Source organism: Allotamlana fucoidanivorans, assembly GCF_006265225.1.
GTDB lineage: Bacteria > Bacteroidota > Bacteroidia > Flavobacteriales > Flavobacteriaceae > Allotamlana > Allotamlana fucoidanivorans.
The window spans coordinates 15,554-37,069 of sequence record NZ_VDCS01000006.1; the positions used below are offsets into that span (position 1 = coordinate 15,554).

Here is a 21,516-nt window from a genome sequence, read left to right on the forward strand (position 1 = left end):
ATTTTATCTTAGTTAAGTTTATTTTTATTCTTTTTTAAAGAAGCAATTATTTCTTGTTTACCAATATCAGGGTAGCGTTTTTGAAAATCCTCATAGTAAGCCTCTAATTTGTTAATTTGGTCTATGTACTCTTTGTTATTAATTTGATTTTGAACTTCTAAACTATCTTCTTGAAGATTAAAAAACATATCTCCATAATCTCTATAATCAAATTGTTTTTTAAAACTAGTTGGATCTAGCATTTTACCAAGCTTATAATTTTTGGTTATAATAGCTGCTTGTGACCAACTTTCTGAAACTATATACTCTCTTTTAATAGGTTCTTTATTTTGCATTAAACCATGAAGCGAAATACCCTGAATATCATGCTTTAGTTCTGGCTCAGGAAGATTTAAAATTTCTAAAACTGTAGGTAAAATATCTACTTGACTAACAAGTTCATATTTCTTTTCTCCTTGAGATTGACCAGGATATTTTATAATTAGAGGAATATTTAAAATGTCTTCATATACGTTATGCCCCATAGCAGCTTTTTCAACCATTCCATGATTACCAACAAAATCACCATGGTCTGTTGTGTAGATAATTAAAGTTTCTTCTTTTAAACCTGCTTTCTCTAATTGATTTATTATCTCGCCTATATAATAATCTACTTCACTTACTAAAGCGTAATATGCCCCAATATAGTTTCGCCACAATTGTTCTTCTTTAGCTGCTTTATCCATATTCCAAACCTTATTGCCCCCATTTCTTTGTGCTTGCAAAAACGGTGGTAAATTACTTGTAGCCTCATAAAAACTTGCAGGTATCTTTATAGACGAGCCATTTTTAATACCATCCCCCCATTTAGACACATCGTACATATCCATGTACTTTTTTAAAGGCGTGTAGGGTTGATGGGGTCTATAAAATGTTGCCCAACAAAAAAAAGGTGTCTTAGTTGTTTTATGCTTTTTTATAACATCAATGGTATTTTTAGCTGTATAAGCCTCCATTGTATAACCTTCAGGTAGTGAAGAAATTCTTGTTGCCAAATCTGCAGTATGAATTAGTCCATGTGCCATAGAGCATGAAGGTGGTTTTCCAAATTCAGCCGCCCAATCATTTGCAAATTCCTTCGCATATCCTAAGCTATCTATCCAGGTTACATAGTTCTCACGACTTTCGTCACAAAGATGACTTCTCTTAACATCCCAACCTTCATCTATCGCAGCTTTTGTATGGCGTTTCCCAAAAGCATATGTTTTATATCCATTTGCTTTTAAAATTGTAGCCATTGACTTAACCTCTCTCATGACCTGGGTGTTTTCTGAGTTTGAAAGTATACCAAGAGTTCTTGGATAAATACCCGTCATAAGGGCAGACCTAGAGGGAGCACATATGCCAGTAGCACAATAAGCTCTATCAAAAACAAATGCTTGTTGTGCTAATCTATCTAGATTAGGTGTTTGAACATCTGGATGCCCTTCAAACCCCATAACATTCTTATTATGTTGGTCTGAGAACAAAATAAGAACATTAGGTTGCTTGTTTTCTGTTTTTAAAAATTCTTTTTTACAAGAGAAAACATTACAACTTAACAGAAAAATCGTTAGTACTTGTATTACTATTTTTTTGGATTTTAAAAGCTTATCCATTGTGTTGTAATCAATAAAAGTAATTTAATTAAATCAACTCTCTATCTTTCACCCCCTTATATCTCGCAGAATTATTTTTTTTAAGCCACTCAAGTAAACACCCTCTTAATTCTTCTACTTTTTCTCTATACTTCGCCTTATCGGGGTTGTTTCCTATAAGGTTATTCATTTCATGCGGATCTGTATTTAAATCGTACATAGCATTAATAACTGTAGACTCTTTAGTATATGGAATTATTAGTTTCCAGCCATCTTTTACAATCATATAATTAGGCGCTACTGGTCCTCTATAATCCCATTCTGTCACCACATAGTCACCGTGACTGGTTTCTTTTCCTTCAATTAAATCTCTTAAACTAGAACCGTCTGAAGGATATTTCTTTTTCACATTTAGGTAATCTAAAATGGTAGAAAACAAATCAATTGTTGACACATAGCCATCTACAACTGTTTCTTTTTCTATCTCTCCTGGCAAACTTACAAATAAAGGAATGTGAGATGATTCTTCGTAAAACACATTCTTTTCTCTGAGCCCATGAGCGCCTAACATTTCACCATGATCACTTGTAAAAATGATTAAGGTGTTTTCTGTTAAATTGTTGTCATCTAAAGTTTTTAAAATTTTCCCTATCCAATCATCAATTTCTTTAATGATACCGTAATAATTGGAAATCATATACTTTATCTTCTCCGGATCTGAATATTCAGGCATTCCCATTCTTCCGTTGGCGTGTTTGTATGGTGAGTTTTCCATAGTGTCATGTATACTTGCTGGCGGAACCATTTCATCAACCGGATACATACCGTAATAAGGCTTGGTTGGTGTCATTGGAGCATGCGGCATATGAATAGATAACGTAATACTAAAAGTGGTATCTTTTAGTCTATTGATTGCTTTTATTGCTTCTTTTGCCTGAAACGCGGTAAAACTATGCTCTGCTGGTATTTTCAATTCTCCATGCAAATCTGGCTGCACACGTCTTTTTCTCTCATCTTTTTTCACGTCTTCCCAAGAGTGACCATAATAACTATCTATTGGATCCGGCACATAAGCACGTTTTGTAAAGGTGTCATAAAACTCATCTCCCTCTAGTTTTTGCTTAGGGTAATGTTCATTAATATAATCCATATACACATGGTTTTGCCCTCCATGTTCAAAAATAGATTTACCATTTTTTGCAACTTTTTTAGGATTTCTATAAATCGCTGCATGATGAGACATAACATGCCATTTTCCATAATATTCGCAGTGATAGCCATTTTCTGTTAAAATCTCGTCGAATGTTGGCGTAGTCATTACAGGTTCTTCATCATAAAAATAAGTTTTATCATTGGTATTAACCCCAGTACTTTCAACCGTCATTCCTGTAAGAATTGCAGATCTAGCAGGACCACATACCGCCATTGGTGTATATGCGTTTTTAAAATAGGCTCCACTTTTTCCTAAACGATCTAAATTTGGAGTTTGTAACACCGTATTTCCAGCAATACTTAATGCTTTGTATTGCTGCTGATCGGTCATAATAAATAAGAGATTTTTCTTTTTTTGAGCGAATGATGAAAAGGTTAGAAATACAGCCAAAACCATCAAATACGTTAAACTTGAACGTGTTGAAAAATTTACACTCATCATTTTAATTTAGTATTGTATAAGTTCCAAATCCTTTAAACAGGAATATTTGAATGCTAAACTAACCTGACAGGTTAAAAAAGAATTAATTAATAATTAAAATAAAACAACACTGACATTAATTTTCTCTTTTAACATTTTTGACCTAAAAAAAAGCAAAACCAGTTATTAATACTAACTGGTTTCGCTTTTTAAAAAACATATAATTACAACAGATTTAGGACATTTTTATTTTATCACAATAAATAATTTCATCCTTATACATAGCATCTAAAGACATTTGTACCGCTTTAGCTGTATTTGCACCAGTATGAATGTTAGATATGGGTTCTGTATTATTAACTATACTGTCTCTAAAATCTATTAGAGCTTGTTTACTTGGATCATTATGCTCTATATGAATTGGAATTCCCTTTCCTTGCATTTGAGAATTTACCGTAGCACCTGAAACGCCATCTACTTCACCTAATTCTTTCTCTATTCCTTTTTCATAATAAACCCAAGCATTAACATAATCTATCAAAATGGTTCCTTTATCACCATATACCTTAATTTGATAGTCTCCTAAGGCATTAGATGTTAAACACCTAAACGTGGCTTTAACACCACTAGGGTATTTGTATATCAAATGAATATTATCATAGGTTTCTCTACCATCTTTCCAATAATCTATACCCCCAACACCTTGAATCTGCTCTGGATTTTCACCTAATACCCAATTCACAAAATCAATTTGATGTGAGCATAACTCTGCTACCAAACCTCCTGAATATTCTCTATACATTCTCCAATTAATTGCTCGCTCTAAAGATGGATCTGGAACAGGTCTACGCCAATTTCCGTTTCTATTCCACTGACATTCAAAAGCAACAATCTTCCCTATTTTTCCTTCTTTTATCAGGTTAACAACATGAGAATAAAGTCTACTACTATGATATTGATGTCCTGTTTGAAAAACAACAGAACTAGTTGCTTCTTTTTTAACAAGCGCATTAATTGCTTCAAACCCTTTTGCCATGGTTTTTTCACAATACACATGTTTATTGGCATCTAAAGCATCGATTGAGATTTTAGAGTGCGTATTAAAGGGAGTTGAAACCAAAACAGCATCTATATCTTTATTATCTAAAAGTTTTCTATAATCGTTATATCCTTTTGCTTTTGCTCCAGCTTTTTTCAATCCATTTTCTAACCTAAATGGTAAGATATCACAACAAGCTATAACATTTACCCCTTCAATCTCATTTAAAAATGGGGTAAGTCCTGCACCTCTATCTCCAGTCCCAATAACACCTATATTTATAGTATTGTTGGCTCTAAAGCCATTAGTTGCTCCCCATAAAACAGAAGAACCTACTGCAAGACCTGATGTTACTAAACCACTTTTAACTATAAAATCTCTTCGTTTCATGAATCTTTACTATAGTTTTGGTTCCCAACCTGGTTCATAAGTTCTTGACCATAACGCCATAGCTTCTCTATCAAAAATTCTGCCAGAATTTGTATCAACATCGAAAGGCTTATTAATTCTTGATGCAATATTAGCATAATGCGTTAAGGCTTGACTTAGTGCCCCTTGTGCAATAGGCGATGCCAGCTCTTCTTTTCCTCTTATAGTTTGGAAGAAATTTTTTGCATGACTTGTAGTCAAATCACCTCCACCACCAAGAGCCATACCGCCTTCTGAGCCTCCTGATTTACTATCTCTTATCAACTCTCCTGCAAGATTATATAATGCAAACCCTTCTCTATCTAAAAATGCAGAACCTTCAGAACCATAAACAATAGTACCTCTTCCTTTACCATATTTATTATAATTATTTCTACTTTGTCCATCCCACTCAATAACTTGTCCGTCAGAGAACGTAAAACGAGCTTCCATAGAATCATACATTTCCCAACCATCATCTAAAAATTGATTTTTCCCAGCTCTTACATTTACGTGCATAGGATACTTAACTCCCAAAGCCCAACGAGCTATATCTAACTCATGAGTTGCATTATTACCCATCTCTGCAGTACCATAGTCCCAACCATACCAATGCCAATTATAGTTCCAGGTATTGTCTGTATAGTCTCTTCTTGGGGCTGGCCCTTGGAATAAATCCCAATCTAACCCTTCTGGCGGGGCTGTTTTAGTCTGGTTTGGCACACGCCCTCTTTTATTGATATAAAAAGCTGTAGCTTTATATATTTTTCCTATAATACCTTCATGAATATCTTTTATGATAGTGTTAGACTCTAAAGACGAACGTTGCTGGTTACCCATTTGCACAACCTTTCCATACTTCTTTTGAGCAGCAACAACTAACTCATTCTCAAACATATTATGAGAACATGGTTTTTCTAAATATACGTGTTTCCCTGCCTGCATTGCCATACAAGCACCAGGTGTATGCCAATGATCTGGAGTTGCCATAAAAACAGCATCAACATCTTTATCCTCTAAAACCTTTCTTATATCATTTTCCAAAGCCACTTTGTAGTTTAATACACTTCCAAAATCTTTAGCTGCACGCTCCCTTTGGCTTTTCATTACATCACACAAATACAATAGCTTCACATTATTCTCCTTTGTTACAATAGGAGTTTTATAAGCTGGGCAACGTCTACCCAAGCCTTGTATTGCAACATTAATACGATCATTAGCACCAATAATATTTGAATAACTTTTTGCTGACATAGCGTGACTTTCAAATTTACCTGCTATTGCTACTCCTGCTACTCCTGCGGCAGCTTTTTTAATAAAACTTCTTCTATTTGTACTCATAACATTATTGATTTTTATTTGTGTTTAATGGACGGATTTTAACATTTCTAAATGACACGTGGTCTCCGTGATCTTGAAGTAAAATTCTACCCTGATCTCCTTCTCCAAAATTAGGCCAAACTTTGTATTTACTTTCTGCTACTAACTTTCTATACTCTGGGCTTTTTCTCTCATATTCTAATACTTTTTTACCATTTAACCAGTGCTCAACATGATTATCTTTAGAGACAATATATGCTTGATTCCAATCTCCAATAGGCTTTACAACTTTTGTTGTATCTGCTTGAATTAAATCATAAAGAGATGCTACAGTTCTACTACCTTCATGATTTCCTAATTTAGCATCAGGATGTCTTTCATCATCTAAAATTTGAAACTCTAAACCAATTGAAGAGCCTTTCCCTTTATTCAATTCAGTGTCTACATAATACTTAATACCACTGTTAGCTCCTTCCGTTATTTTAAAATCAACCTTTAATTCAAAATTGGAAAATTTTTCTTTGGTAACAATATCACCTCCGTTTTCAGACTCATGTCCGCCTGATGCTAATACCGAAAGTACTCCATCTTTAATTTCCCAACCACCTTTAGGGAAATCAGCAATTTTAGCACCTCTCCATCCTTTGGTTGTTTTACCATCCCAAAGTATTTTCCAACCATTCTTTTTTTCCTCAAATGTTAAGTTATTAGCAACTACAAATGGATCCAAAGGACTCTTTTGTGCATATTTAGAAACATTATTTGTTACTATTTTAATGTTCTTCCAGGCTACTTGAGTGCCTTCTTTGTCTTTATTATCACCTATACTATGAACTTGCAAACCTATAAAACCTCTTGCCGTCATATCATCTACCAAAAATGCTGCGGGCACTCTGTTTATCCATGTTTTTATACTATCTCCTATTGCCTCTATTCTGTAATGATTCCATTGATTTTGGTTAAATGCTTTTTGAGCTTCAGGATTATTATCAAGAGTATATAACCAGCCTCTGCTTCCTTCATCATATACACCTGCACTCCAAGCTCTTTCTGAAGGATCTATTTCTATTTGATAACCATGTACTCTTCCATTTTTATAATCTGGAAAACTGTTACTTCTTATTTGAATTCCTGAATTTAACTTAGGATCTACTTTATAGTCTAATTCTAAAATAAAATCACCATAAAGCTCATCTGTTCTTAAAAATGTATTAGGTGTATCTATTTTAGAGGTGCCAACAATTGTTCCCTCTTTTACTTCATAATCTGCATTACCTCCAATTTTTGTCCAACCTTTTAATGTTTTTCCATCAAAAATATTTACCCATGGCGTATCATCGTTTTTCACTTCTGCACAATTACTCAAAAGAATTAACGACAATGCACTGGATAAAACTCCTCTTGACATTTGCTTTAGCTTAGTTTTCATTTCCTATTGTTAGAATTAATATTTACTTGATTTGTTTGTTTTATAAAGTCTCTACACCTACTTAAGGAGCTGTTGCTTTGTATAATTTAGCGTTTGATGTAGTGGTGATTTTATAATTACTATTAGCCACTACAAAGGCTGCTCCTCCTTTAAACAGTTGTAAAGTGGTGCCGTTTTCGATAAAACGTGCTTCACCTTCAATTACTATAAGCACCTCGGCTGTTTTTGATAGAGATTGATACACCTGATTGCTATTAATACTTATTTGGCTTAACTCAAAATCAGGTACTGGACTCTTGTAAATTCTTTCAATACCATCACTCTGAAGTTCTCCATCCAAAACATTAGGCACGGTAGCTTCAAAAGTCACATGCTTTAATAATTCTGGCACATCAACATATTTAGGTGTTAATCCTCCCCTCAACACATTATCTGAATTCGCCATAAGCTCCATATTTTGCCCCTCTAGGTAAGCATGAGGTATCCCCGCATCTTGAAAAACTGCCTCACCTGGATTGGCTTTTACGATATTGAAAAAATATATGGAATAAATACCTTTGTCTAGGATGGTGTCATCGTTGGACGAATCGACCGCTTTTGCTGCCCAATAATCTGGACTGCACTTACTTAATTCCCCCTCTTTATAAAGTGGCAAAATTCTATCAACTAAGGGCCTCAACGCTTCATTACATGCATCTTGAGACTGTTCCATAACGGTTTTGTATAACCCATAGTATCCTTTATTTTCAAAAACAGGAAGTAATGCTTGAAACTCTGGTGTGTTTTTTAGAATAGCTGCTAACTTGTGTTTTATCAGGAAGCCATGCAGCAACCAAAATTCACTCAAAGCTACCATAATTTCTGGTTTGTGGTTATCGTCTTTATAGTTTCTGTTAGGAGCGGTTATAGGAATTCCTAGCTCATTTTCCTTTTTAAACCCTTTTTCGGCTTCTGTTTTTGTTGGATGTACCTGAATAGACAACATCTCTTTTACATCAAGCACTTTAAATAAAAATGGTAAACGCCCAAATTTTCCTGCAATTTGATGTCCAAGTTTTTCGGTTAAATTACTTTCCAAAAAAGTATTTAATACTTGCTCTCCTTTCTCGGTCATTAATACAGATGGTGCATTAACATGAGCTCCCAGCCAATACTCTGCACATTTTGCTTCTGTGGTTTCCTCTCCTAGTAAATTAGAAATGAAATGAGAGCCTCCCCACGCATAATTTTGAATTTTCCCTTTAAGCGAAAATAATTTAGTCATTGTATAATATTTTAAGTTTTATAGTTAATTTGAAATTTAATTAAGTCATTTTGTAAATTATGACAAATAGCCCCTTCTAAGGGCAGCAATGAATTATATGTTCAATTTGATTTCTTATTGAATTGAATGATAATGCAACTTATTGACAGCACAAAAACACATTAGAGATAATAAAGTGTTGTTGTTATTTTTCATGTTCTAATTTAATTGTAACTGGAGGTTTAGATTTTTATCACCTTCTTTTAAATCAACCTTAAAAAAACCGTTTCCTAAACTTGTAACTTCACCAAATTTCGTTGATGGCGTTTTTGAATTGTGGTATACAATTAAAGGACCTGATTCATCTAAAATAATTTTTAAATAGTTTTTTGTATTCTCCTTTATGGTGTAGGTACAACCACCCACATATTTATTCATCAAACCTATAACGGCCCAGCCATTTTCAATTGGAGAAAGGTTGAATATTCTTCCCTTCATGTTATTAACTAAAAATTTATAACTGTCATTTAACCTCACTCCTCTTCTAGCCTCCCAATCATATACAACTAATCCTTCATGAGGCAACTGCCAAAGTCCTTCATAGGGTTGTTCTTTAGCTGCTGCGAATTGGTAATCTTTTTTTGAAATTGTGCCCTCAATACTTTCTTTTGAGGTGAAGTTGAAAGCTGCAATAGCACAACTTTTATGACGTGTAGGTGCTATAACACGATAACAAGACGTTTTATAATTTGTAAACAAATTATCAGCTAAAGGCACAGCAGGCGCAAGTGTTCTTATTATTTTTCCATCCTTGAAAATTAAGGGATCGATAAGCTTTTTATTGAAGTGAATTGGACGGTCTGAAATGTAAATTGGTCCTCCTGAAACAGCCCGCGCTATAGTTAAATACTGAGCTGTTTTTTGATTACTAGTATGATACATATCTAAATCGGCTACTAAAATATCTCCCCACCACATGTTGTTTGTGAAAGACTGTACCGTTCTAAACATGTTATCATTATCTAACTTTACATCAACACTAGCCCGAGAAATAACACTGTACTTGGTATTAAAAACATTCACATTGCTTTGAGAGATACAGTTTAAAAGTGCCACATTATTTTCATAGCATACCGTTTCTAAGGCTTTATTATTTTGATGAGCCGCATTCACACCGTTTTTAGAGCCATAGTTCATCCAGAAATTATAGGTTTGAAAATCTACCTTTACAAAATCAAACCCTCCATTAATACTATTTCTTATCATTTCATTATAGAATGCTTCAGAAGATTTATAATCAGGCCTAATAATCATATTCGTTTCTATTTCCACATTACCACCAGGTCTTTCTAACCTATAAGCTGTCCACGGCATTAAATGCTCTTTTAAATTAGCCATGGTATGATTGCGACTTACACCTCCCATACCACCACTCATGTTTCGCCAAATGCCCATCCATTTTACGGTATTCTCATTTTTCAAGGCGGTTATAGGTCTCCATCCATTAGGAAACTTGTTATTTACACCGAAACTTAGCAGTTGATTTTTCCAACCATTTTTCGGCACCTCTACATCTAAATAACCATCATCAATAATCACCCAACGCACTGGCACAGGGTTTTCTTTAATTTCTTTTATGCTTTGACTAACGTTTTCTTCAGTAATATCACCTCCAAACGACTCCCAAGTACACCAGCCTAAATAGTTGTATAACTCTGGATACTCTTTTTTAGAACGCCACTGTATGTTATCTTTACAAAACTTTGAATTAATAGCTTGTTCCCAACATTTTTGAGTAGCCGTATAAGGGTCTTTTGCATAGCTATAGGCGAACAAAGGAGCTTCTCCAGTAAAAGAATCGGTTCCAAAAGTACATAACTTAACACTAGATTGTCCTCCATTTAATGATACGTATGACATCACATTTTTTGATACTAGTGGTAGAATGGACAAATACTCACCATTTTTCAGCTTCAATAACAAATAATAACCGCAGTTAAAAGCATGCTCAAATCGTTTGTCTTGAATAGTATTTTCAATTTGTTTTTCAAACCTCTCTAAACTTGTAAATGTTGTGGGTCTTGTAAGGTAACCTGACACCCAGCCAGAAATATTAGCTTCATTAATAACGCCTTTTTCAAACTCTGGTAATTGCAAACGGTATTTACGAATGCAACCATTTAGGGGAGTTGCATTTTTCAATTGCTTTGTTATAATACCTGTTTCTGAAAGTAAAGTCAAATCTATAGGTTGCATGTCTATAACTTTGCTTCGTGCTTTTTCCAAGCATGAAAAAAACACAAAGCCTACGAGAAACGGCAAGAGTATTGGGTAATATTTCTTGAACATTATTATTTCAATTTAATAGTTAATTCAATAGGCATCTGAGCACCCAGTTCAATATTTCTAGCTGCTGGTGATGTGGTTCCTATACATATTTTATACACTCCTTTTGGTAATTCTTTTTCGCCTTTATCGTTGATTTGTTGCAAGTGTGTTTTGCATAATTTAAAAGTTAATCTTTTTGATTGACCAGCTTTTAGTGTTACATTTTGAATGTTTTTTAATGCAAATAAAGGTGTAGGGTAACTTAAATCTGTTTTGCTTACATATAGTTGAATCACTTCATTTTGCTCAAAATCGGCTAGATTTCTTACTTTTATTTTAATGTTTAAGGTGTCTTTTGATTTCATTGACAACTTCGACGTTCCTTCAAGCTTAAAATCTAGTGGTTGATAACTTAGTCCGAAGCCAAAAGGATACAATGGACTATCTTCAAAATAACGGTATGTTTTTTTACTTTCAGAAATACTATAATCTTCAAAATCACCTAGCTGACTTGTAGCTTTATATATAGTAATGGGCAATTTTCCTGAAGGCGAATAATTTCCGAATAAAACATCGGCTACAGCTTGACCGCCCTGTTCCCCCGGATACCATGCCCAAACAATGGCATCTGCAATATCATGAACCTCTGGCATGGCAATAGCGCTACCCGAGCAAACCACTACTATTAGAGGCTTATCACTTATTTGCTCTTTTAATTTCTTTAAATAGATCAATTGATTTTCTGGCAACTCAATGGTTTTTCTATCTCCACCTGTTATTGAAAAAGGCGTGTCCCCATTTTCGCCTTCAAATAATGGATTTAACCCAATAACTGCAATGGTAGCATCGGCGTTGGCGGCATTCCCTGATTGGCCAGTTTTCATACCCTTTACATCTTGTTGCACTAAAAAACCTTGATTGTATTGTACTATAGTTGTTTTAGAAACAGTACTGGCAATTCCTTCTAAAACAGTCACCATATTTTTACTAACACCATAATAATTGCCTAATAACACATTAACATCGGCAGCATTATTACCTGTAACATAGATTTGTCCAATTCCTTTTTTTAGAGGTAAGATGTTATTACTGTTTTTTAACAACACCATAGATTTTTGGGCAACTTCTCTTGCCAAAGCAACATGTGCTTGATTATTAATTTTATCTATTGAAATGGTAGTGTATGGATTTATAGGTACTAGGTCAAACATTCCTAGCTTAAAACGTATTTCTAATTGCTTAGACAACGCTTTGTTTACATCTTTTTCAGTTAAAAGGCCTAGTTCTATGGACTTTAACAATAAAGAATATACCTGGCCACAATTCACATTTACACCAGACAACACGCCTAAGGCGGCTGATTCTTCTGGTGTTCTGGTAACTTTATGGGTATCATGCAGGTTATTAATAGCTCCACAATCAGAAACAATATAACCATCAAATCCCATTTCTTTTCTCAACACATCAGACAAAATATTAGAGCTACCGCAACAAGATTCTGTATTATACTTATTGTAAGCACACATGACCCCAGCAACTCCAGTATCAATTAAATCTTGAAAAGCAGGCAAATAGGTTTCGTATAAGTCTTTTTTATTGGTTTCAGAATTAAAAGTAAACCGATTCCCTTCAGGACCATTATGAACCATAAAGTGCTTTGCACAAGCCGCTACTTTTAAATGGTTCTTATCATTACCTTGCATGCCTTGTACAAAGGCTTTACCTAAAGCGCCAGAAAGAAATGGATCTTCTCCGTAAGTTTCATGACCTCTACCCCAGCGCGGATCTCTAAAAATATTAACATTAGGAGACCAAAATGTTAGTCCAGTATACCATCTATAAACCCCTTTACTTTGCGCATGATTATAAATAGCACGACCTTCATCTGAAATTGCCGTAGCTACTCTATATACTAAATTGGGATTAAAAGTAGCAGCCATACCAATGGCTTGAGGAAAAACAGTTGCAGGCACCGATCTAGCGACACCATGTAACCCTTCATTCCACCAGTTATATTCAGGAATATTCAACCTATCAATAGCTGCTGCTTTATTTACCATAAGAGAAACTTTCTCCTCTAAGGTTAATTCGTTAATTAGTAACTGCACTCTTTGTTTTAGAGGCAAACTACTGTCTTGAAAATTTTGAGAAACGAGGGAATGGGTTTGAGAAAAAATGAAAATAAAGATGATATTTCTTAAAAAAACATGTGATTGCCTCATACGGTTAGTTTGTTTTGTACAAAACAAACTTTTCCAATTAAAAAACTCTTAAATAGCGATTAATATGAAGTTAAATACTGCTTAACATAAGTTCCTTTAGTAAAAAAGCCAATAAATTATACTTCATTGGCTTTTTTAAAGGACACTATCCCGTAAAGTGTCAATATTGAATACTAAAGTCTTTTTTTGTAGGATTATAACGTAATATAAACTACTTATTTTAAGTCATCAATTTACAATAAGTTGTTTTACTACTACACTATTATTTATATTTACTTTTGCAAAATATGTTCCTGTAGGTAACTGCGCTGTGTAAATTTCAAAACTATGGGTGCCTGGATTAAGATGCTTTTCTGAAACTTGTTGAGATACTATCTGGCCCATAATATTTAGTAAACTGATATTTACAGAAGCAGTATTTCTTAAAGAAAACTTTAATTGTACCTTATCTGTTGCTGGATTAGGAAAGACTTTGAAATTAATTTTTTTTTCAATATCACCAACCGATAAAGCATTTTCTCCTATTAACTGAATACCATCAATTCGCGTTGTAGTTGTTCCATTTTTAAACCTGTAAAGTCTAAACCAATTAATAGCACTTAAATTAGGGGTTCCTATTTTTGAGGCGCTGCTAACGTTTAATTGGATAAAGTTCCAACCAGCTTTTAAATTACTTAAAGACCAGCTATATTCATTAACGTCAGGACCACCAGAACTACTTATTTCTACTTGGTTTGCAGCATCAAGCTTGGTTGGATCTTCTACATAATACCAAAACTGTAAGACAGTTCCATTTGGTGTGCCTTGAGCATCATAAGGTGTTGCAAACACTTTATAATATTCTTGCTCTGCTGATCCTGTAAACTCTAATGCCCCCGCCCCTTGAGCTACATCATTAGATATTAATTGAACAGATCCTGGATTCCAATCTATTTTTGAATCACAGTCATCAAAAAAATCGTTTGAAGATAACACCACTACTTTTTGCCTAGGTGTAAACTCACCAAACCATTCTTTGTTCTCTTCCATCATACGCCATTGGAAATTATAAACTCCTAGCATTGTAGGCCCTATAATATCGAATGTAAATGTTTTTTCTTGATTAGGAGCAATGGCATCTGCCTCATCTAATTCCACTTGCAATACCCCTAGAATATCGTCATCATCAGTGTTTGCTAATTTATATAAGTTAGCTTTTGTCCAAGTAGATGTCCCTATGTTTTTCATAGTCACACTTACCGTTACTGTTTCACCTTTTCCTATATATTTTGGCACATTAGTTTGGCTTACAAACTCAGCTTTATTGGGAGAGTTAGGATCTTCTACATAATGCCCACGTAAAAAATAAATTTCAGCTCCTTGCCCTTCACGCATCGTGTAAAGATCTCTACTATTCTTTCCATAACAAATAGATTCTTCTCCCGCTCTTCCTATAGGCATTGTCACTTGTTTATATGGATATCTAACCCCTTGTGATTGATTAAAAAATGGTCCCTTATTAAAGGCTTGCGCCCAAGTCTCATTTTCTTCACGAGTAAACTCATAAGCAAAATCTTTATATGTTAGCACAATAGCCCTATGGCCATCTTTTGAAATATCCATAGCAGTAGTATCATCAGTACGCAAAGAGGCTATACGAGTTGCTGTTAAACTTACTGTTCCTGCGTCTACAGATAACGGTAATTCATAAACATAACGAATTTCGTTATCATGAGATTTACTAAATAAAATGATTTTTCCTGAAGTTACATCAACACCTACAGATTCACAGTTTTGTTTTCCATTGTCATATTGATAATTAATGGTTCTTAAAATAGGATACGAATGCCCAAAAACCTGACTAGAATTGTATTCTGGCTCTTCTATGATATAAAGCCTATAATTACTTCTATTTCTACCATTGTCACCAAAATCTCCTATGATGATATACGATTTTCCATTTAATTCAAATGTAGATAAGTCCTCCCAATCTGTTGCTGAAGCTCCAGATACCGTCCCTCTATTTAAGAGATTGCCATCAGTATCTACTAAATAGAGATTTGGACCATCACCAGAGTCATTATGCACCCAAATAGCATTATCTGTTTTATAAGACATGCCCATGCCACTTGTCTCATTAATAATACTATATTTTAAAGCGCCTATAATTTCAGGGTCTTCGTATTCTAAATCTTGCACTTGGGCCGTATGAGTAGCACAGACACAAAACAGTAAAGCATAGCTTAAAATTGATTTTATCATATTCATAAATAGTTAGTTTTGGTAGCTTTTTTTGTTTAAAGACATTCAAGAAATGTAACTTCATATTGTCCCTATAAACAAGATTGTCTTTACACTTAAGTCTTAAAGTGATTATTAAATTTCTCAAAGTACAAGACAAAGAAATCTTTCTTTATTAATTTTTTATTAAAGACAAATTAATTACTCATTAATGATGACTTAATGCTTGTTTTTAACGCAAATACTTTTAAAATTTATAATCTACCTTACAATTACTGATTTTATTTTCTTTAAAAACTCCGGTTTATTTGATGAAAACTTAAGTTTAGTTTTCCATTCTCCTGTTTGTTGCCCAACTTTTATTAAAATATGATTCCATCCCTTTTCTAAAGGAACTCCCTCTACATAAAATTCATTTTCAGTAAATGGTCCAGTTCTTAAATAAGTTTTTACTACTTTTCCATTTATACTAAACTCAATAGCATCATCTACACCAAAATGTAAATCTAAACGAGGCATATCTGGCTCTATCAATAAATCTGTTAAAGACCTAGGACTGTATACCCAAAAACTCATATATGCTGCTGTGTATACATTAGGTTTTAAATTTTCATTTTTAAAATTAAAGATTCCTTCTTTATTGGCAGACAATAGTTTCCATTGCTTACCATTAGTAATAGTGCCTATTTCAACATTAGCAAATTCTGTTTCTTTTAAAGGAGAATGCTTGAATACTTTCTCTATTTCATAACTATCATTTTTTACTGCTCCGTAAAAGTTTACATGTTGTAAAATACCCTCTTCATTAATAGCTCTTAGCAAATTGCTTTTCGCTTCTTTAAAAGTAGCTCCCAAGTTAAATAACATGTCTTTTACCATATGCTTTGATTGATTTCCTAGAGTAAAAAAATCAACTGTTGAAACAATTAATTCTCCATCACCTATAATTTTCCTAACTATTACGCTACCAGGATGCTTAAACTCTTTCTCATTTCTATAAACTTTTGCTGTTTTAATATCCTCTCCTTGGTAATTCCATTTTTGCCAATCTGTATCGCATGCTTTTAAAAGGACTTGAGAATTTTCAAGTAACTTTCCTCCTAATGAAATTTTAGAAACAGGCTCTTTTATAATTTCCGAAAAATAAAAACTTGCATTATTTAGACCGCTTAACAAAGCATGGTCTTGATTTATGATATAACTTGTTGCCCTTCTATTATATAACTCTAGGTTGCAATTTGTAACAGCCTCTATAAATGCTTTTGATTGTTTAGATACACTCCAAACGTAAATAAGACTTCCTTTCTGTGTTGCAGTTCTTAACTCAAACAAAAGCTTTTTAGTAGCTCCAATAGGTTGTTGACCATCGACTATAATCAATTGATTTTTTGCAGCATTTAAAGATTCAAACTCAAGACCCAAGTTTTCTAAGTTTTGCTTTAATTTTGAGTTGGCAGTTCCTGATAAAAACACAATACCTTCTTTAGGCTTGTACGTTGCTCTTTTAACTCTATTGTCCTTTTTAACGGCCCATTTATTATCTATGCTTTTATAGTTATCTGAATAGGCCGCTTTAACAGCTTCAAATAAAGGCCAAGGTTTATATAAAGGTAATGTTGGGTCATATCCTGGATTGAAAGTAGTACAATAAGGACCTAATCTTTCTGGTTGATACCCTGGTTTACCCTCTTGATAAGGGTGAAAAATTATACCATCGTTTAATGTAGGAGCCATAGAAGTATCTGTTAATCCCAACGCTAAGGGTTTTAAACCATACCAAGCCAAATTAAAAACTGAACTATATGATGCATTATAATCTCTTTGTTTACTTATTAGATTAAAAGCTTCTCCTGCTAAACCTTCCATTCTACCTAATTGAGATTCATAAGCTCTATCTCCATTTACTTTAGCTACTTGTGCTGGGGTACCATAGTATGCCATTCCTGTTTCTCCAATACCCCATGGTTTGTTTTGGCTTGACCAATGTTTTAAAGCATTAAAATTTCCATAATGCCCTATAACTGTAGGTAAATCTGTTTTTTCTTGAGTTTCACCATCACCAGAAATCCATGTACGTGTAGGATCATTAGCTTGTACTATTGCTACCCAGTTATTAATCTCTTCAATATTTTTTTCAATGAGTTTTTGAGGTGCGTTAAAAACATGCTTAGTTACTGGAAGTGTTTCATTACAAACACTCCATCCCATTACAGATGGGTAGTTTCTATCTCTTAACACTAAATTTTTAACATGTTGTCTACACGCTTGCCAATAAATTTCAGAATCAATCTTTGGTCCACCATCACTCGACCAAATAGCAGTTTCGTCTAAAACACAAATTCCCATTTCATCAGCCATTTCAAGGTAAAACCTAGGAAATACTTGCGCATGTAAACGCAATCCGTTAGCATTTGCATCTAACAACATTTTATACCATGCATAAGCGTACCGCCTAGTCATTTGAGGAACGCCTGTAAAATGCCAAGAATCTCCCTTTATTTGAATTGGTTTATTATTAAGTAAAAATTGAGTATCATCAATTTTAAATTCTCTCCAACCAAAACGTGTATAATCAATGTCTATATTTTTTCTTTTAGTATTTACCTTAAGTACTAACCCATACAGATTTGGGCTTTCAGGTGACCATAAATCTAATGAACCATCTACTTTTGTTTTTAGAATAAATACCTTACTTTCATAAGGACCTATATGCAACTTTTCAGACTCAAAGTCTAATGCCTTTTCTCCTAACTTCCAATTTACTAAAGGGGTGTTTAAATTAGACTTGCCAACTAAATTAACCCATCTTTTCACCTCTGCATCAATAGAAAATTTAACCTGTTGAGCTGTAGTGTTTTTTATTTCAACTTCAACTTCTAAAGTGTTATTTGAAACTAATGGTTTAATAAACGTATCTTCTATGTATATATTAGGAATCTTTTGCAGAAATACATCTTGCCAAATTCCTGCTATAAAAATTCCCCAAAAAGAACCTGCTACATAATTTCTTCTCCCATAGTTTCCTGGGTCATTTAACAGACTTCCGTGAGCTACCCAAACCACAACCTCTAGTGTTTCTACTGTTGTTACATGCTCTGTTATATCAAAACTAAACGGCAAAAAAGAATCAAAGTGTTCGCCTACTGCTATGCCATTAACAAACACTTTAGCATAACCTGCTACGGCTTCAAAATGTAATATAAAACGATTATTAGTCCAATCTGCTGGAATCTTAATTGTTTTTTTTAGCCAACCCGATTTAGTGTTATTCCACGATTCTGGATAACTAGGAAAACTTTTAAAATCGCCCCCCTCACCATTAGTAAACCCATTAACATTCCATGGGGAAGGTACTTTTAAAGGTACTTCTTCCCATTTAAATTCAGGGAATTTTTGATTTTTAATATCTTCAAAAGACACTCCTTTTTCCAATTTAACAGGCATAAACTGCCATGCACCATTTAAACAAATTTCATCTCTAATAGGCCTTTCTACGTGTTTTATTAAACCTTCTTGAGGTGCAAAATCATGATGAAATAGAATTGATTGCGCTTCCAATATATTCGATATAAGGATAGCAACCAAAAACAACCATTGTACTCCCTTCATAAAAAACTTATATTTTAAAACAACAAACCACCAATACAAATAGATATTGATGGTTGTTTTGATTACATATTAACTATAAAATTATTTAACAACTATCTTTTTATAAAAATTGGTAGCATTTACATTGATTTTCATAAAATAAGTACCACTCTTTAAATGATTAACAGAAACCTTGCGTGTGTAATTCCCAGGATTAACTGCTTCATTATTTGATTGATACACTTTTTGACCTAACATATTCAAAAGAGTTACTTTAACATTGGTACTTTGAGAAATATTAATACTCAAATTAAACAGATTTTCTGCAGGGTTTGGATATACACTCCACTGAACATTCTTAGAAATATCATCTACACCCAAACTTGGATCTCTAATAATTTGAATAGCATCAATTCTTGTGGTATTACTACCAGATTTAAATCTATATAATCTAAACCAATTGATATTGTTTAAATCTGGACTTCCAATAACTCCGGCATCACTTATTTTTAATTGAACAAGATTCCACCCTACTTGAAGACCTGTTAAAGACCAGTTATACTCATTTTGATCTGCTCTCCCTGAACTTCCTAATTCTACTTGATTTTCTGAATTCAATACTGAAATATCTGAAACATAATACCAAAACTGCAATACAGCTTCTGAAGGAATAACACTAGAATTATACGGTTCTGAAAAGGCTTTAGAAAATTCATCTGTACTAGAACCACTATGTTGTAAACATCCAACTCCCTGAAGTTGATCTGTAGTGTTTAACACCAAACTATTTGGATTCCACTCGTCCTTTGAATCACAATCATCTACATAATCGCCGCCACCTCCAACAGTAATAAAAACTTGTGAAGATAAATCACCAAAACTACCCTTTGTAAGCTGTTTCATTTGCCATTGAAACCCAATTATACCAGAAGCTAATGGTGCCTGTATATTGAAAGTAAACGTTTTTTCTTCACCAGGCTGAATAGCATCAGATTCTGACAATTCTACAGCCGCTATTTTCCAATTATTATTACCCTCTGGACTTTGGCTACCTAAAACAAAATTTTCTGATTTTGTCCAGGTTGTAGCACCTGTATTCTTCATTGTAACACTCACCTCTACAACTTCATCGAGTTCCATAGTTTGAGGCACATTTTGTTGAGATACAAATTCAGCATCACTAGCGTTTGGAAACGTTGGTTCAATAGGAATAGTTGGTGTTAAAGCTATAGAACCTTCTAGCATCAGCTGAGTTTGATCTGCTAGCTGTAAATACCAATCACTTGGCAACTTTGTTCCGTCAGCATCAAGAGGTACTAAAATCTCTTTGGCTTCAACAGGTAACTGCTCTTTATTTTCTGCAATTTTAAACATCGCAGTAGCTTCATCAACCTCATCAAACATGGCTACATAGATATATTTTACACCAGCTGAAATAGCATTATAGGCTTGTCTCCAATAAAACTCACCTTTATTACGAGGTATTTGATTTAGAGGTCCGTCATGTAAGTTTAACCATGAAAATCCTGGCCAAATAACAGGCATATAATCTACTCCATTTTCATTACACCGCTGCAAATCAGGTTCAATATTACTGGTTTTCCAATTATCTGCGCCGCTATTACTACCATATCTCCCCACAGACCAAGGGCTAATCATATCTAAAGAATTATAAATAGCTGCCCATTCTGATCCTGATTCAGAAGAGCCACTTAAGGTACGCCAACCATCTGGCACACCTCCCATTACGTAAGCTCTATATTTAGGATCTGCATTGGTATGAAAATAATCTATAATTGCTTGAAATGTTGCTGCTTGAAGACCTCTTCCTCTAAAACCAATTCCCCAAAGTGCTACTACAGGTCGGTCATCTTCTTTCACATAACCTTGTGCGTTTAAAACATCATACGTGTCCACTAAATACTCCCAATCTGTTATAAGCTTATTATACAGTTGCCCATCATCTGGTACTCCAGAAAGGTCATACATCACAGAAAAATGACGGTCATATTCAGCCGCAGCAGTCATTACATTTTGCAATACATTGTTTCTAGCCTGAAAAAAACGCGGATCTTCTATTTCACCTAAAAACCGTTGCAAATGTACCCCATGAACATTATAATCTTTCATCCATTTAAAGTGTGTTCTTGTAGTACTTAAATCATGTGAAGAAAACAATTGAGCATTTGAGCCATCTGAATAGGTCATATTAGTATTATACTTTACAGTATATTCAGTCATATCTGGCCACATATCGATAGTAAAATTCTCTGGAGAAGGATTTGTTGTGCTTCTAAACCAATGACGCCATTCATTTGGTCCTGAAGAATCTCCTCTGGCTAAAAACCACCCCTGATAGCCCATCATTAGTTTTCCCTGCATTTCATCTTGAGACCATACAGAAAGGCTGCTATGACATATGACGAAGAGTAGTACAACTCTTAAAAAATATACTTTTTTCATGTTTATA

At 34.0% G+C, this 21,516-nt stretch carries 11 protein-coding genes; all 11 read right to left on the reverse strand.

What is annotated here, in order from left to right; translation table 11 throughout:
• Positions 1 to 8 precede the first annotated feature (8 nt).
• The 11 genes from FGF67_RS06970 to FGF67_RS07020 all read right to left on the reverse strand — a co-directional run bounded on the left by FGF67_RS06970 (position 9) and on the right by FGF67_RS07020 (position 21,509).
• Complete coding sequence (locus FGF67_RS06970; RefSeq protein ID WP_139696138.1) at positions 9 to 1,637, reverse strand: sulfatase family protein; 1,629 nt, start codon at positions 1,635 to 1,637, stop codon at positions 9 to 11.
• A gap of 28 nt (positions 1,638 to 1,665) precedes the next feature.
• Entirely contained in the window at positions 1,666 to 3,270 is a 1,605-nt protein-coding gene (locus FGF67_RS06975) for a sulfatase-like hydrolase/transferase (RefSeq protein WP_139696140.1), read from the reverse strand.
• A gap of 214 nt (positions 3,271 to 3,484) precedes the next feature.
• Positions 3,485 to 4,678, reverse strand: coding sequence for a Gfo/Idh/MocA family protein (locus tag FGF67_RS06980; RefSeq protein ID WP_139696142.1), 1,194 nt, complete (start codon positions 4,676 to 4,678; stop codon positions 3,485 to 3,487).
• A gap of 9 nt (positions 4,679 to 4,687) precedes the next feature.
• Positions 4,688 to 6,037: a Gfo/Idh/MocA family protein gene (locus tag FGF67_RS06985; protein WP_139696144.1), complete on the reverse strand. Its 1,350-nt coding sequence runs from the start codon at positions 6,035 to 6,037 to the stop codon at positions 4,688 to 4,690.
• Positions 6,038 to 6,041: 4 nt separating this feature from the next.
• Positions 6,042 to 7,445 (reverse strand): 3-keto-disaccharide hydrolase, encoded by a 1,404-nt coding sequence (locus tag FGF67_RS06990; RefSeq protein ID WP_233244024.1) that lies wholly within the window; start codon positions 7,443 to 7,445, stop codon positions 6,042 to 6,044.
• A gap of 61 nt (positions 7,446 to 7,506) precedes the next feature.
• Complete coding sequence (gene manA, locus FGF67_RS06995; protein ID WP_139696146.1) at positions 7,507 to 8,709, reverse strand: mannose-6-phosphate isomerase, class I; 1,203 nt, start codon at positions 8,707 to 8,709, stop codon at positions 7,507 to 7,509.
• A gap of 198 nt (positions 8,710 to 8,907) precedes the next feature.
• Positions 8,908 to 10,944 (reverse strand): Sip1-related alpha-galactosidase, encoded by a 2,037-nt coding sequence (locus tag FGF67_RS07000; RefSeq protein ID WP_158293191.1) that lies wholly within the window; start codon positions 10,942 to 10,944, stop codon positions 8,908 to 8,910.
• 95 nt (positions 10,945 to 11,039) lie between these two features.
• Positions 11,040 to 13,238 carry a glycoside hydrolase family 3 C-terminal domain-containing protein gene (locus FGF67_RS07005; protein ID WP_139696150.1) on the reverse strand — a complete coding sequence of 733 codons (2,199 nt, stop codon included), beginning with the start codon at positions 13,236 to 13,238 and terminating at the stop codon, positions 11,040 to 11,042.
• Between the two features lie 228 nt (positions 13,239 to 13,466).
• Entirely contained in the window at positions 13,467 to 15,479 is a 2,013-nt protein-coding gene (locus FGF67_RS07010; RefSeq protein ID WP_233244025.1) for a T9SS type A sorting domain-containing protein, read from the reverse strand.
• Positions 15,480 to 15,719: 240 nt separating this feature from the next.
• Positions 15,720 to 19,067: a glycoside hydrolase family 2 protein gene (locus tag FGF67_RS07015; protein WP_139696154.1), complete on the reverse strand. Its 3,348-nt coding sequence runs from the start codon at positions 19,065 to 19,067 to the stop codon at positions 15,720 to 15,722.
• Positions 19,068 to 19,148: 81 nt separating this feature from the next.
• On the reverse strand, positions 19,149 to 21,509 hold the full coding sequence (locus FGF67_RS07020) for a T9SS type A sorting domain-containing protein (protein ID WP_139696156.1): 2,361 nt from the start codon (positions 21,507 to 21,509) through the stop codon (positions 19,149 to 19,151).
• Between the last annotated feature and the right edge of the window lie 7 nt (positions 21,510 to 21,516).

Bases quoted from the DNA above. Each gene is read 5' to 3' on its own strand.
- FGF67_RS06980 (WP_139696142.1), bottom strand. From the start codon at position 4,678: ATGAAACGAAGAGATTTTATAGTTAAAAGTGGTTTAGTAACATCAGGT.
- manA (WP_139696146.1), bottom strand. From the start codon at position 8,709: ATGACTAAATTATTTTCGCTTAAAGGGAAAATTCAAAATTATGCGTGG.
- FGF67_RS07005 (WP_139696150.1), bottom strand. From the start codon at position 13,238: ATGAGGCAATCACATGTTTTTTTAAGAAATATCATCTTTATTTTCATT.
- FGF67_RS06975 (WP_139696140.1), bottom strand. From the start codon at position 3,270: ATGATGAGTGTAAATTTTTCAACACGTTCAAGTTTAACGTATTTGATG.
- FGF67_RS07010 (WP_233244025.1), bottom strand. From the start codon at position 15,479: ATGATAAAATCAATTTTAAGCTATGCTTTACTGTTTTGTGTCTGTGCT.
- FGF67_RS07020 (WP_139696156.1), bottom strand. From the start codon at position 21,509: ATGAAAAAAGTATATTTTTTAAGAGTTGTACTACTCTTCGTCATATGT.
- FGF67_RS06970 (WP_139696138.1), bottom strand. From the start codon at position 1,637: ATGGATAAGCTTTTAAAATCCAAAAAAATAGTAATACAAGTACTAACG.
- FGF67_RS07015 (WP_139696154.1), bottom strand. From the start codon at position 19,067: ATGAAGGGAGTACAATGGTTGTTTTTGGTTGCTATCCTTATATCGAAT.
- FGF67_RS06985 (WP_139696144.1), bottom strand. From the start codon at position 6,037: ATGAGTACAAATAGAAGAAGTTTTATTAAAAAAGCTGCCGCAGGAGTA.
- FGF67_RS06990 (WP_233244024.1), bottom strand. From the start codon at position 7,445: ATGAAAACTAAGCTAAAGCAAATGTCAAGAGGAGTTTTATCCAGTGCA.
- FGF67_RS07000 (WP_158293191.1), bottom strand. From the start codon at position 10,944: ATGCAACCTATAGATTTGACTTTACTTTCAGAAACAGGTATTATAACA.